Source organism: Streptomyces sp. NPDC048349 (assembly GCF_040651925.1).
GTDB lineage: Bacteria > Actinomycetota > Actinomycetes > Streptomycetales > Streptomycetaceae > Streptomyces.
This window is the reverse complement of record NZ_JBEZLA010000061.1, coordinates 14,274-26,025: the sequence shown is the minus strand read 5'-3', so window position 1 is coordinate 26,025 and position 11,752 is coordinate 14,274. Positions and strand designations below refer to the sequence as shown.

Here is an 11,752-nt window from a genome sequence, read left to right as displayed (position 1 = left end):
CGGGATGGGGGTGGGGGACCGGGGGGTCAGGACTGCGCGGGCGCCCGGCGGTCGGTGATCAGGTTCATCGTGTGGCGGGCGATGCGGGTCCGCTCGCCGGGCGTGGCCGTCAGCCGGTCCAGTACGGCCGCCTTCCGGGGGCCGCGCACCCCCAGGATGCTGTCGGGCTCGGCGTCGAGCGGGCCTCGCACGTCGACCAGGCGGACGACGATGTCGTCGCGCTGGAAGATGCTGCTGCTCCGAACGGGGCTGTCCGGGCGGTGCGCGGCCGCCTCGTCCTGGCGGGCGAGGAAGCGGGCCAGGGCCGGGCCGCAGCCGGGCTTGGCCGGGTAGTACAGCGCATGGCGGGTGACGTCCCCGGCGTCCGGTTCCCCGGCGGCGATGTGGTGGACGGCCGGCAGCGCCGCCTGCATGAAGAACATGCGTGCCGACTCCGGGTCGTTCAGGTTCCGGTCCTTCTCCAGGTAGGGGTTGATGGCCTCCTCGACGGCCCGTACCTCGGGCTGCTCGGAAACGTGCCGCAGGGCCGCCATCAGGTCGCCCTGGACCTCCACGGTCCGCACGACCCGGTTGCCGTGCATGAAGAGGGAGGTCCGGCAGAGCCGGGTGTGGTCGTCGACGCGGGCGGCCGGGGAGGCGTAGCTGGAGAGGATGGAGGCGACCTCCTTCTCGCTGCCCGGCTTGACGGTGAAGGTCAGGGCGTGGCGGACGATGCCGGCGCCGAGGCGGGGCGTGGGCTGGAGCCGGACGGTGGCGGGCCTGGCCGCCGCGTCGTAGCTCCGGCCGGTCTCGCGCAGAACGGTGAACTTGAGCGGGCGCATGACGCGGGCGCAGGCGCCGAGCGGCTTGACCTGTTCGGCGTGCTGCTCGCTGTTGACCCATGCGAGGTACTGCGGCGCGCTCTCCCACTCGCTGGTGATGAGCCACTGCGAGGGGTTCTCGAAGGACTGGCACAGCTGGTCGCTGATGTGGCCCGGGATCGACGCGATGTCGTGGCGGAGTTGTTCGTACGCCTCGAAGAACCGCTGTTGGGCCCCCTCGTGGAGGTCCATCAGGAGGACGACCCGGAGCATGGAGCCGTCGAAGGCTGACTGCGACACCCGTTCGGACAGGGTGGTTGTCATCTACTCACTCCTTCATGAGGGGGTGGAGATCCATCGCGTACGGACCCCTCGTCCGTCACCGGTGGCGTCCGCCCGGGCCGGCGGCCGTCTCGGTCGGGACGGCGGGCCGGCGCATCTCAGGGGGAGCCGCTGTCGCTCATCGTCATCCGGGTGGGGACGTACCGCTACATGTCCGGATCAAGCGGGTGACAACCGGCGAATCAACCGGGCCTAATCGACGATCGGGGGCATAAAGAGTCCACTCCCCCACACAGAAAACAGGAGCCCGCAGCTGATGGAAGACAACGCCGATGTTCGCGTACCGGTTCTCGTCGTGGGCGGCTCCCTCGTGGGCCTGTCCACCTCGCTTTTCCTGAGCCGCCACGGAGTGAGGCACCTGCTGGTCGAGAAGCACTCCGGTACCTCCCCGCACCCGCGCGGCCGGGGCATCAACGCCCGGACCATGGAGCTCTTCCGCACCGCAGGGGCGGAGCACGCGATCCGCCGGGCGGCATCCGCGCTGGAGGGGGTCCAGGGCATTTTGCAAGCCCGCTCACTGACCGGCGGCGACCACAACTGGCTGATCAAGTCCGTCGACCCGTCGGGGGCGCTGCGCAAGTTCAGCCCGACCGGCTGGTGCCTGTGCAGCCAGAACAACATCGAGCCGGTGCTGGCCGCGCAGAGCCGTGCGCAGGGGGCCGACATCCGGTTCTCCACCGAGCTCATGAGCTTCGACCAGGACGCGGAAGGGGTGACCGCCCTGGTGAAGAACCGCGAGACGGGCGAGCACGCCACGGTCCGGGCCGACTTCCTGATCGCCGCCGACGGGCCGCGCAGCCCCGTGAGGGAGCAGCTGGGCATCCCCCAGACGGGGAACGGCGAGCTGTTCCACAACGTGAGCGTCACCTTCCGCTCGGAGCGGCTCATCGAGGTACTGGGGGATCTGCGCTTCATCGTCTGCTACCTGATGCGCCCGGGGGCGGACGGGGCGCTGCTGCCGGTGGACAACGCGACGCAGTGGGTCTTCCACGCCCCCTGGCACCCGGACCGGGGCGAGACCCTGGAGGACTTCACCGACGAGCGGTGCGTGGAGCAGATCCGCAACGCCATCGGCGTGCCCGACCTGGACGTGGAGATCGGCGGCAAGGCTCCCTGGCACGCCGCCGAACGGGTGGCGGAGCGGTACTCTTCCGGCCGCCGGGTGTTCCTGGCCGGTGACGCGGCCCACGAGATGTCCCCGACGGGGGCCTTCGGCTCCAACACGGGCATCCAGGACGCGCACAACCTGGCCTGGAAGATCGCCGCGGTGCTGGACGGAGCGGCCGGCATCGAGCTGCTCGACACCTACGAGGCCGAGCGGCTTCCGGTGGCCCGGGCCACCAGCGAGCGGGCGTCGGCCCGTTCGGCCGAGCACAGCCACCCGGGGTACGCGCCGCCGCCCACCATGGGCGGCGGGCCGGGCAGCGGGATCCTGCCCACGGCGATGGGCTACTGCTACCCGCAGGGCGCGGTCGTGGGCGGCGATCCGGGACGGCCGATCATCCCGGAGGCGATGCGCCTGATGGGTGACACCGGCACCCGGGCGCCGCACATGTGGCTGCTCAGGGCCGGTGAGCGGATCTCCTCCCTGGACCTGTACGAGCGCTCGTTCGTCCTGCTCAGCGGCGCGGGGACGCCGTGGCGGGAGGCGGCCGAACGGGTGGCCCGGCAGCTGCCGGCCGTCCGGCTGGACGCCTACACCATCGGCTCCGGACCGGACGCCGACCTGCTCCAGGAGACGGGCGCCGACTGGGCCGAGGTCCACGGGATGGACCCGGACGGGGCGGTGCTCGTACGTCCGGACGGGTTCGTGGCCTGGCGCTCGGAGCGCGCCGTCGCGGAACCCGCGGCGACGCTGCAGGAGGTCCTCACGACGGTGCTGCAGCGGAGGTGATCACTTCGCCTCCCCGTCCGCCGGCCGTACGCCGGGCCGGCGGACGGGGTTCAGCGGCAGGCCCAGCAGCCTGCCCAGCAGCCGGCGTCCGGGCCTGCGGCGCGCCGTCGGCCGGCTTCCCGGCCGGCGCCCCGCGCCGCGGCGGGCGCCGGGGCGGTGCGGCCCGCGTAGCAGGCGACCACGACGGCGATCGCCGCCAGTTCCTCGGGGCCGGCCAGGCCCCTCTCGACACGCAGCAGGCTCGATATCGGAACGTCGTTCGGCATCGGCACGGCCTCTCGTACGGGTGCTGTGCGCACGCCCCGCGACGGCACGCAAGACGGGCCGTCCCGGCACCGGCGCGGGCTGCGCTCGGGCGGCTCGGCGCGCCTCGCGGGCGTGATCCGTATCGTCTGCGTCCTGCGCGTCTCGCGCGGGTGCGCACCGGCCGGCGGACTCCTGTCGGGTCACCAGGACTCCTGACGCGACCGACGCTACAAGCGAGCTGCGCACCCGGCATGTTGGGCCGCCGTGGCCTGCGGGACGGGCTCGCGGCCGCGGCGCGGCCGGCGGGTCGGCCGTGACCGGCCACGACGCCCTGCTCTGCCGGGGCTGCGCCGGACGGCTGTACGCCGTCTGCACCACCGATGCCGGCGGCGGCCGCAAGAACCGCGGGGCGGCCGTCGGCGAGTGGGAGGTCGACCACGAAATGCCGGTGCTGTGCCCGCTGTCGGGGCTGCTGCCGCTGACCGGGACGGCCGCTGCCGTCCACGACCTGCCCGGGGCGCGCGAGGTCCTCGGGCCGCCCGGCTGACCGGCGCGTCGGGTTGGGCCGTACGGGTGCATGCGTGCCCCCGGCCCGGCCCGCGGGCCCCGTCCCGCTGCGGTGTCGCCCCCCGGCGGGGCGGGCCGCCCGCGCGTCACCCGGGGGCGGGACGGACCTCGGGGCCGAAGGGAGCCGGGCGGGCGCAGCCCACGGACCCGTGCCGGGTACACGCAGGTGTGGCCGTGCGGTACCCGTCGGGGGGCGTCCGCACAGCCCGGTGCCGGGGCCCGCCCCACGGGCGGCCCCGGCACCGGCCTGCCGCCCGTCAGCGTCCCGGGCACTGCTTCCAGGAGAAGTGGTACACGCTGTTGATGGCGCCGTCGGTGGAGTCGAGCGCCATGAAGCTGGTCTGCGCCGGGTCGGAGGTTCCGACCTCGGCACGCAGCTCGGTGTTGATGTTGAAGTTGCGCTGTTCGCCACAGGGTGCGAAGACCAGCGCCTCGACCCCCGTGGTGTCGGTGGCCTGCCAGTTGTCCTCGAACGCGCCGTTGAACTTGTGGGTGCGCTGGGCGGTCTGGCTCATGCCCTGGAAGTAGTAGCTCGCCTTCTGCGTTCCGATCGCGCCTTCCTGCAGGCTGCCGAAGCCCCGGTAGTCGACCTGCGCCACGGCGTAGGTGTAGCCCTGGGGGACGTGGACGACGAGGGAGAGTTGACAGTTCTTGCGGCCCTCGACGGCGGGGGCGCCGCCGCCCGCCTGGGCCAGGTACTCGCTGTAGGTGACGGTGAAGGCCGAGTTGTCGGGCGCCACGGCGACGGCGGCGCTGCCTGGACGGCAGCCCGATCCGTTGACGGAGGCGACGTCCACGGTCACCTGGTCGGAGGGGGCCTTGGCCGAGGGTGCCGGGGCGGAGGCCCCGGCAGCGGGGCTGAGCGTGACGAGAGCTGCGGTCACGGCGGCTGCGGTGAATCCGGTACGGAGCGACTTGATCACGTCGACATGGATAGCCGTCCACGGCGGTCGCGGACCGCCGACGGGTACGCGGTTTCACCTCCATGGCCGCAGCGGTTCACCGCAGAAACGATCCTTCAGACGGCTTCGATCGGCCGGACGGCTCCGCATCGCGTCACATCGTCCCGAATCATCCCGACCTCCTCCTCTCCGCCGAACCGGGACCCGGCCGGGCCGGGGCCCGGCGCAAGCGCACCACGGCGGCGCGACCGGAGGTCCGTACCAGGCCGGTGAAGGGACCCGCCGCCAGGACCGCGTCGTACGGGTCGAGGGCGACGACCGGGCTCCCGGGCGCCTCGAGCACCGCCGGTCCCTCCAGGGCGACGACCAGCAGGGTCTCGCCCGCCGGAGCGCCGAGGGTGAGGCCGCCCCGTACGACGGCGGTCTCCGCCGTCGCGGCGCCACGGCGGTACATCACGTTGAAGTTGACCACGGGGCCGTCGAGGAGACGGCAGTCCGTCGGCTCGTCCCCGGCGAAGTCCTGGGGCGCGAACCGCTCGTCCACGAGACGGCGGGCGCCCGCCACGGCGAGGTCCATGCCCGCGCCCTCGGCGAGGGTGAGGGTGCGGTCGACACCGGGGAAGGCCGAGAACGGCCCGTCGGCGGCGACCTCGGCGAGGCTCACCCGCCAGGCGAAGTCCGCGGTACCGGCGCCCTCGGGCCACGCCGCGATCTCGCGGGTGATTCCCCCGCCGTTCTTCCAGGCGGTGGCGTTGCGGTCGGCCGCGCGCAGGAGGCGGGGCCCCTGGGCCCGGCTCACGCCGCGGGCCCGGCCAGCCGCTCGCGCAGCTGCGCCGCGTCGGCGAGGAACCACGTCTGGGTCCCGCGGTTGCATTCCCGGACGAAGTCGCGCAGCGCCGAACTGTTCTCGGTGTGGCGGGAGATGTCGCCCAGGACGACGAGTCCGACCCGGTACTGGACGAACTTCTGGATGATCGCCCCGGCGACGCGGGTGCTCAGCCGGAAGAAGTCCTCGTCGAACCGCTCGGCGGGGATGACGGCCCACCGGGCACCCTGGTAGCCGGCGTCGCCTATGCAGTCGAGGGCCTCGCGTTCACCGGCGATGACCTCACCCTCGGCCTCCCACATCAGCACGGACACGTCGTTGATCGTCTGCAGGGTGCTCATGGGGTGAGGCTACTTCAGGCGTCCTTCTCCATGGTGGGGCGCAGCCGCTCCAACAGGGCGTAGAGGGTGGCGCTCTCGGTCTCGTCGAGGGTGTCGAGCGCGCCGTGGGTCGCCTGCATCTCCTCACGTACGCGGCGGATGACGTCGCGGCCCGCGTCCGTGGCCACGACGTTCTTGACGCGGCGGTCCGCAGGGTCCGGCTCGCGGCGCACCAGCCCGCGGGCTTCGAGGCGGTCGACGATGCCGGTCACGTTCGACGCGTCGCAGACCAGCAGCTTGGCGAGCCCGCGCATCGGCACCGGGCCGTCGAGCTGCGCGAGGACCCTGGCCTGGGTGGAGGTGAGGCCGTAAGGGGAGGCGGCCGTCGCGAAGTCGCGCCACTGGGCCGTGCCGATGGCGGCGAGCAGCTCCAGCAGCTGGAGCTTGGCGGGGGCTGCGTGCGGGGCGGTGCCGCTCTTACCAGACATGGCTCGAGCCTACCCAGAATGGTTGACATTATCAATTGTTTACTTGACCACCTTAACCATTCGCGTCTACCTTCGACGGAGTTACTTGATGACGTCAAACATCTGCGTCCTGAAGCTCTGAAGCCCGAAGAAGGTCCAGCCAGCCATGAGCACCCCCTCCCCCGCCGCCGCGACGGCCACCGGGCGACGGAACGAGACGGTCATCGTCTTCGCCCTGAGTCTCGCCGCCATGGTCGTGTCGATGATGCAGACCCTGCCGGTCCCGATCCTCGGCCTCATCCGCAACGACCTCGGCACCTCCACCGCCAATGTGAGCTGGGTGACCACCGCCACCCTGCTGTCGGCGGCCGTCTTCACCCCGCTGCTGGGCCGCTTCGGCGACCAGCACGGCAAGAAGCCGACCCTGGTGGCCGTACTCGGCGTCATGGTCGCCGGCTCCGTCGTCGCCGCGCTGGCGACCTCGCTGCCGCTGCTGATCCTGGGCCGGGTGCTCCAGGGCGCCGCCACCGCGATCTTCCCGCTGGCCCTCTCCGTCCTGCGCGAGGAGGTCCGGCCGCAGAAGCTGCCCGGCGCGATGGCGCTGGTCAGCGGCACGCTCGCGTTCGGCAGCGGCCTCGCGCTCGTCGCCACCGGACTGCTCACCTCGGGCTCCGGCGCCGACTACCGCAACGCCTTCTGGATGGCGACCGGTTTCGCGGCCCTCGCCCTGCTCGCCGTGGTCCTCCTGGTCCCCGCGACCCGCCACAAGACCGGCGGGCGCACCGATTTCCTGGGCGCCCTGACCCTCGGTACCGCCCTGCTGCTGCTCCTGCTGCCGATCTCGCAGGGCCACGAGTGGGGCTGGGCCTCCGCCCGCACGCTCGGCAGCTTCGCCGGCGCGGCCGTGATGACCGCCGTGTGGGTCCTGGTCGAGCGCAAGGTGAGCGAGCCGCTGGTCGACATGCGGATGTTCGTCCACCGCCCGGTGCTCATGGCCAACCTGGCCGGCGTCCTCGTCGGCTTCGGCATGTTCGCGAACTTCCTGGGCGTCTCCTACCTCGTCCAGATGCCCGAGGCCCTCGCCGGCTACGGCTTCGACGCGTCGATCCTGCGCGCGTCCGTGCAGTTCCTGCTGCCCGGAGCCATCGTCTCGCTGCTCGCCTCGCCCATCGGCGGCCAGCTCGTCCGCCACCGCGGGCCGCGCGTGGCCCTGGGCCTGGCCGCCGCGCTGGGCGCCGCCGGGTTCGCCTGGCTCGCCCTGGACCACCAGCACAGCGCCTCGGTGATCGGCGCCGGTCTGGTCGTCGGCGCAGCCGTCAGCTTCGGCTACGCCGCCATGCCGGCCGTGATCATGGCCAGCGTCCCCCACCACCAGAGCGGCATCGCCAACGGCATCAACTCGATCTCCCGCTCCACGGGCAGCGCGATCGGCAGCGCCATCGTGACCACGATCCTGGCGTCCAAGACCATCGAGCACCTGCCTGCGGGCGTCCCGGCACTGCCCGCGGAGTCCGGCTTCACCCTCACCTTCGGGATCGGCGCCGCCGCCTTCGCGCTCGTCGCCGTGATCAGCCGGTTCGGCCTGCGCTCCGCGCGGGGGACCGTGGCCGCCGCCGCGGCCCAGCCGGCGGCGGCGGACGAGGCCGGCACGAGGCAGCGGACGGACAAGGCCGACGCCGCCGTCTGAGGCGCGTGTCGCTCGCGCCGGGCGGGCCGGGCCGCCTTGCATGGTGGGTGCATGAAGGCTACGGACGTCATCGCCGACGGATTCGGACGCATCCGGGAGATCGTGCACGAGGTCGTCGAGGGGCTGCCCCCGGAGCGGCTCAACGCGCGGGTCGACCCGGCGGCCAACTCGATCACCTGGCTCGTCTGGCACCTCACCCGGATCCAGGACGACCACGTGGCGGACGCCGCCGAACGGGAGCAGGTCTGGCAGTCCCAGGGCTGGGCGGCCCGGTTCGCCCTGGGCCTGCCCGTCGGCTCGACCGGATACGGGCACACCGCCCGGCAGGCCGGATCGGTCGAGGTCCAGGCCGGCGAGCTGCTGCTGGGGTACTACGACGCGGTCCACGAGCAGAGCGTGCGCTTCGTGCGGGGACTCGCCGCCGCGGACCTCGACCGGGTGGTCGACGAGCGCTGGGACCCACCCGTCACCCTGGGCGTGCGCCTGGTCAGCGTGCTGGCAGACGATCTGCAGCACGCCGGCCAGGCCGCCTTCGTACGGGGCCTGCTGGAACGGGGCTGAGCGGGCCCGCCGCTCACCCGTTCACCCGATCGGAATCGCCCGGAAGGCGGTACCCGGGCCGCTGCGGCAGCCTCGTGGCACGGGAGGTGCACGATGGAACCGCGCGTCAAAGGGTTCGTCCAGTCCTACAACCGCGACCGGGGGTACGGGTTCATCCTCCCCCTCGGCGAGACGGCGCCCGTCTTCGTCGAGCGGGAGGACATAGAGCACGATCCCCAGGTCCTGTCCGAGGAGCAGCAGGTCACCTTCACCATCGAGCTGGGACAGGGCCGCATGACGGCCCGGCACGTCCGGCCCTGACAACCGTCGGCCTCGACGCGCTGGACCGGGCGCTCGGCCCCGGCCCCGGCCCCTCGTCAGCCCCGGAAGGCCGGCTTGCGCTCCGCAGAGGCCTCGGCCAGTGCCCGGGTGACGCCTTCGACGCCTTCGCGGAGCCCGTAGACGGGGGTGTCGGGCTGCTGGCGCCAGGAGTCGTCGAGGCCCCCCGCGTCCACGGTGTCGAAGCCGAGCTCCTCGATCAGGGCGCGGACGGTCTTCTTCGCCGCCTCGTCGTCGCCCGCGACGGGCAGGGCGATCCGCTCCGGGTCGCCCGCCGGGCGGTGCCGGTCGAGGATGTCCTGGGCGTAGGTGCCGTTGAAGGCTTTGATCACGGGGTGGCCGAGGTGCCGCTCGACCCACCGGCTCTCGGTCAGGCCCTCGTCCTCGACACCGGCGATCCGGCCGTCGCGCTGCCGGGGGTAGTAGTTGCAGGTGTCGATGACGGCGAAGCCCTGGGCGGCTCCGTCGAAGAGGCCGGAGGGCAGGTCCGGCACCTTCTTGAAGGGGACGGTGACCACGACGACTTCGGCGCCGCGGGCCGCTTCGCCGACGGTGGCCGGGGTGGCGCCGGTCTCCTCGGCGAGGGCCGTCAGGGTCTGGGGGCCGCGCGAGTTCGCCACGGACACCTCGTGCCCGAGGGCCGTGAGGCGGCGGGTGAGGTTGCCGCCGATGTTTCCCGCGCCGATGATGCCGATCTTCATGAGCTCTCCCGTGCGTAGGGGACCAGGTCTCGCGCTGGTACCAACTCCCCCGCCGGGAACGGCATTCCGTCCGCGAGCGCACTTCCTCCGGACGGGTGAAGGAACAGGCGCGTTCCGGCCACCTCCCGCAGGGCGCGCACCCGGGGCCGCCGCGGACGGACCCGCGCCGGCGATGGCCCGGCCCCGCAGCCGTCCACGCGCGCAGGGGGCCGGGACCCGTACGGGTGCCGCCCCCTGCGCTGCGCTTCCTAGGCTCCGCTGGCCTCGAGCATCTCCTCGCGCTCGACGATCTTCACCCGCTCGCGGCCCTGGGGCTCGCCCAGTGCCTTCTCGGCCGCATCCAGCCGGTGCCAGCCCTCCCACGTGGTGTAGCGGACGGCGCGCTCGGCGAGGAAGGCCTCGACGGCCTCCGGCGCGGGAGCGGCCGGGGTGAGCAGCCGGCCCGCGGCATGGTCGGCCAGCAGGTTCGCAACGGTTTCGTTGGCGTCGCCCTTGGTGTGGCCGATCAGGCCGACCGGACCGCGCCGGATCCAGCCGGTCACATAGGTCGACGCCAGGTGGCTGCCGGCCTCCATGACGCGGCCGCCCTCGTCCGGGACCGTGCCCGACTCGACGTCCCAGGGGAGCTTGGGCAGCTCGTCGGAGAGGTAGCCGACGGCGCGGTAGACGGACTGGACGTCCCAGTCGGTGAACCGGCCCGTGCCCTTGACGTTGCCGGTGCCGTCGAGCTCCGTGCGCTCGGTGCGCAGTCCGACCACCTTGCCGTCCTCGCCGAGCACCTCGGTCGGCGACTCGAAGAAGTGCAGGAACAGCTTGTGCGGCCGGTCCCCGATGTCGCGGATCGCCCAGTTCTCCAGGGTCTTGGCCACCATGTCGGCCTGCTTGTTGGAGCGGCGGGTCGTGATCGAGCCCTCGTCGTAGTCGATGTCCTCGGGGTTGACGATGACCTCGATGGTGGGCGAGTGGTCCAGCTCGCGCAGTTCCATGGGGCTGAACTTGGCCTGGGCGGGGCCGCGGCGCCCGAAGACGTGCACCTCGAGGGCCTTGTTGGCCTGCAGGCCCTCGTAGACGTTCGGGGGGATCTCGGTCGGCAGCAGTTCGTCGGCGGTCTTGGCGAGGATCCGCGCCACGTCGAGGGCGACGTTGCCGACGCCGAGCACGGCGACCTTCTCGGCCTGGAGCGGCCAGGTGCGCGGGACGTCGGGGTGGCCGTCGTACCAGGAGACGAAGTCGGCGGCGCCGTAGGAGCCGTCGAGGTCGACACCCGGGATGGCCAGGGCGCGGTCGGCGGTGGCGCCGGTGGAGAAGATCACGGCGTCGTAGAAGGAGTGCAGCTCGTCCAGGCTGATGTCGTTCGGGTAGTCGACGTTCCCGAACAGCCGGACCTGCGGCTTGTCGAGCACCTGGTGCAGGGCGGTGACGATGCCCTTGATCCGCGGGTGGTCGGGGGCGACGCCGTAGCGGATGAGGCCGAAGGGCGCGGGCATCCTCTCGAAGAGGTCTATGGACACACCGGGCTCCGCTGCCGCCTCGGACTTCAGCAGCGCGTCGGCGGCGTAGATCCCGGCGGGGCCGGCACCGACGATTGCTACCCGCAGAGGTCGAGGCATGGCAGAGGTTCCCTTCGAGCGACAGCACAGTGGATCACTGGTGATCAAAAGGAACCCTAAACTAAGGCAATCCTAACCCAGCACCCGGTATCGCCTTATGACCCCATCAGCGGAACTTATGACTTCTCCAAGCAGTCCTTGGAGGCGGGGCAGTCCCGCGCCGGCGCCCTCTCGCACCGCGGAACTCGCTGGTCAGCGGGCACGCCAGCTGACAGACTGGAACGGCTTGATCACCCCAGGAGGACACATGGCAGACGAAGCAGACACCCCGCAGGACGAATCTCCGGCCGAGGAGACCAAGCGGAAGTTCCGCGAGGCGCTGGAGCGCAACGCCGCGAATGCCCACTCCCAGCAGGCGCACCAGTCCCGCGCGAAGGTCCAGGGTGCCAGCAGCGGCCCCGGCGGCAAGAACAAGAAGGTCCGCCGCAAGACCGGCTGACCCTCACGCCTGAGGAGCTCAGTCTCGCCGCCACGGCGGCGGGACCGGGCCGCCGCCCCGTCGTTGGGCCAC

The 11,752-nt window shown here is 72.4% G+C and carries 14 protein-coding genes; 6 read left to right on the top strand and 8 right to left on the bottom strand.

What is annotated here, in order from left to right; all coding sequences use genetic code 11:
• Positions 1–26: 26 nt before the first annotated feature.
• On the bottom strand, positions 27–1,124 hold the full coding sequence (locus AB0D44_RS27635) for a SchA/CurD-like domain-containing protein (RefSeq protein ID WP_362595772.1): 1,098 nt from the start codon (positions 1,122–1,124) through the stop codon (positions 27–29).
• Between the two features lie 274 nt (positions 1,125–1,398).
• Here AB0D44_RS27635 and AB0D44_RS27630 point away from each other — a divergent pair, with 274 nt between their 5' ends.
• Positions 1,399–3,036, top strand: a complete 1,638-nt coding sequence (locus AB0D44_RS27630) for an FAD-dependent monooxygenase (RefSeq protein ID WP_362595770.1) — start codon at positions 1,399–1,401, stop codon at positions 3,034–3,036.
• Positions 3,037–3,086: 50 nt separating this feature from the next.
• Here AB0D44_RS27630 and AB0D44_RS27625 read toward each other — a convergent pair whose 3' ends face one another.
• Positions 3,087–3,302 carry an acyl-CoA carboxylase epsilon subunit gene (locus AB0D44_RS27625; RefSeq protein WP_362595768.1) on the bottom strand — a complete coding sequence of 72 codons (216 nt, stop codon included), beginning with the start codon at positions 3,300–3,302 and terminating at the stop codon, positions 3,087–3,089.
• A gap of 293 nt (positions 3,303–3,595) precedes the next feature.
• Between AB0D44_RS27625 and AB0D44_RS27620 the strand changes: the two genes are divergently transcribed.
• The gene (locus AB0D44_RS27620; protein WP_362595766.1) at positions 3,596–3,829 is read left to right on the top strand and encodes a hypothetical protein; all 234 of its coding nucleotides are present in this window, start codon (positions 3,596–3,598) and stop codon (positions 3,827–3,829) included.
• Between the two features lie 277 nt (positions 3,830–4,106).
• Here AB0D44_RS27620 and AB0D44_RS27615 read toward each other — a convergent pair whose 3' ends face one another.
• The 4 genes from AB0D44_RS27615 to AB0D44_RS27600 form a co-directional block, all read right to left on the bottom strand.
• The gene (locus tag AB0D44_RS27615) at positions 4,107–4,772 is read right to left on the bottom strand and encodes a DUF4360 domain-containing protein (protein WP_362595764.1); all 666 of its coding nucleotides are present in this window, start codon (positions 4,770–4,772) and stop codon (positions 4,107–4,109) included.
• 148 nt (positions 4,773–4,920) lie between these two features.
• Entirely contained in the window at positions 4,921–5,550 is a 630-nt protein-coding gene (locus AB0D44_RS27610) for a HutD family protein (protein ID WP_362595762.1), read from the bottom strand.
• Complete coding sequence (locus tag AB0D44_RS27605) at positions 5,547–5,918, bottom strand: DUF4180 domain-containing protein (RefSeq protein WP_362595760.1); 372 nt, start codon at positions 5,916–5,918, stop codon at positions 5,547–5,549. The genes AB0D44_RS27610 and AB0D44_RS27605 overlap by 4 nt, the downstream gene beginning before the upstream one ends.
• A 14-nt stretch (positions 5,919–5,932) precedes the next feature.
• Entirely contained in the window at positions 5,933–6,385 is a 453-nt protein-coding gene (locus AB0D44_RS27600) for a MarR family transcriptional regulator (RefSeq protein WP_362595758.1), read from the bottom strand.
• A 145-nt stretch (positions 6,386–6,530) separates the two neighbouring features.
• On the opposite strand from AB0D44_RS27600, the gene AB0D44_RS27595 reads away from it, so the two are divergent.
• The 3 genes from AB0D44_RS27595 to AB0D44_RS27585 all read left to right on the top strand — a co-directional run bounded on the left by AB0D44_RS27595 (position 6,531) and on the right by AB0D44_RS27585 (position 8,912).
• A complete protein-coding gene (locus AB0D44_RS27595) occupies positions 6,531–8,051 on the top strand; it encodes an MFS transporter (RefSeq protein WP_362595756.1) in 1,521 nt (506 codons plus the stop codon).
• A 51-nt stretch (positions 8,052–8,102) separates the two neighbouring features.
• Positions 8,103–8,612, top strand: coding sequence for a DUF664 domain-containing protein (locus tag AB0D44_RS27590; RefSeq protein ID WP_362595754.1), 510 nt, complete (start codon positions 8,103–8,105; stop codon positions 8,610–8,612).
• Between the two features lie 93 nt (positions 8,613–8,705).
• A complete protein-coding gene (locus AB0D44_RS27585; RefSeq protein WP_362595753.1) occupies positions 8,706–8,912 on the top strand; it encodes a cold shock domain-containing protein in 207 nt (68 codons plus the stop codon).
• A 56-nt stretch (positions 8,913–8,968) separates the two neighbouring features.
• On the opposite strand, the gene AB0D44_RS27580 is transcribed toward AB0D44_RS27585, so the two are convergent.
• Together AB0D44_RS27580 and AB0D44_RS27575 are read right to left on the bottom strand one after the other, a co-directional pair.
• Positions 8,969–9,631: an NAD(P)-binding domain-containing protein gene (locus AB0D44_RS27580; RefSeq protein WP_362595751.1), complete on the bottom strand. Its 663-nt coding sequence runs from the start codon at positions 9,629–9,631 to the stop codon at positions 8,969–8,971.
• Positions 9,632–9,879: 248 nt separating this feature from the next.
• On the bottom strand, positions 9,880–11,241 hold the full coding sequence (locus AB0D44_RS27575) for an FAD-dependent oxidoreductase (RefSeq protein ID WP_362595749.1): 1,362 nt from the start codon (positions 11,239–11,241) through the stop codon (positions 9,880–9,882).
• A 247-nt stretch (positions 11,242–11,488) separates the two neighbouring features.
• On the opposite strand from AB0D44_RS27575, the gene AB0D44_RS27570 reads away from it, so the two are divergent.
• Positions 11,489–11,680: a DUF5302 domain-containing protein gene (locus AB0D44_RS27570; RefSeq protein WP_362595747.1), complete on the top strand. Its 192-nt coding sequence runs from the start codon at positions 11,489–11,491 to the stop codon at positions 11,678–11,680.
• Positions 11,681–11,752 lie beyond the last annotated feature (72 nt).

Bases quoted from the DNA above. Each gene is read 5' to 3' on its own strand.
- AB0D44_RS27605 (WP_362595760.1), bottom strand. From the start codon at position 5,918: ATGAGCACCCTGCAGACGATCAACGACGTGTCCGTGCTGATGTGGGAG.
- AB0D44_RS27575 (WP_362595749.1), bottom strand. From the start codon at position 11,241: ATGCCTCGACCTCTGCGGGTAGCAATCGTCGGTGCCGGCCCCGCCGGG.
- AB0D44_RS27635 (WP_362595772.1), bottom strand. From the start codon at position 1,124: ATGACAACCACCCTGTCCGAACGGGTGTCGCAGTCAGCCTTCGACGGC.
- AB0D44_RS27600 (WP_362595758.1), bottom strand. From the start codon at position 6,385: ATGTCTGGTAAGAGCGGCACCGCCCCGCACGCAGCCCCCGCCAAGCTC.
- AB0D44_RS27590 (WP_362595754.1), top strand. From the start codon at position 8,103: ATGAAGGCTACGGACGTCATCGCCGACGGATTCGGACGCATCCGGGAG.
- AB0D44_RS27585 (WP_362595753.1), top strand. From the start codon at position 8,706: ATGGAACCGCGCGTCAAAGGGTTCGTCCAGTCCTACAACCGCGACCGG.
- AB0D44_RS27630 (WP_362595770.1), top strand. From the start codon at position 1,399: ATGGAAGACAACGCCGATGTTCGCGTACCGGTTCTCGTCGTGGGCGGC.
- AB0D44_RS27580 (WP_362595751.1), bottom strand. From the start codon at position 9,631: ATGAAGATCGGCATCATCGGCGCGGGAAACATCGGCGGCAACCTCACC.
- AB0D44_RS27625 (WP_362595768.1), bottom strand. From the start codon at position 3,302: ATGCCGAACGACGTTCCGATATCGAGCCTGCTGCGTGTCGAGAGGGGC.
- AB0D44_RS27570 (WP_362595747.1), top strand. From the start codon at position 11,489: ATGGCAGACGAAGCAGACACCCCGCAGGACGAATCTCCGGCCGAGGAG.
- AB0D44_RS27595 (WP_362595756.1), top strand. From the start codon at position 6,531: ATGAGCACCCCCTCCCCCGCCGCCGCGACGGCCACCGGGCGACGGAAC.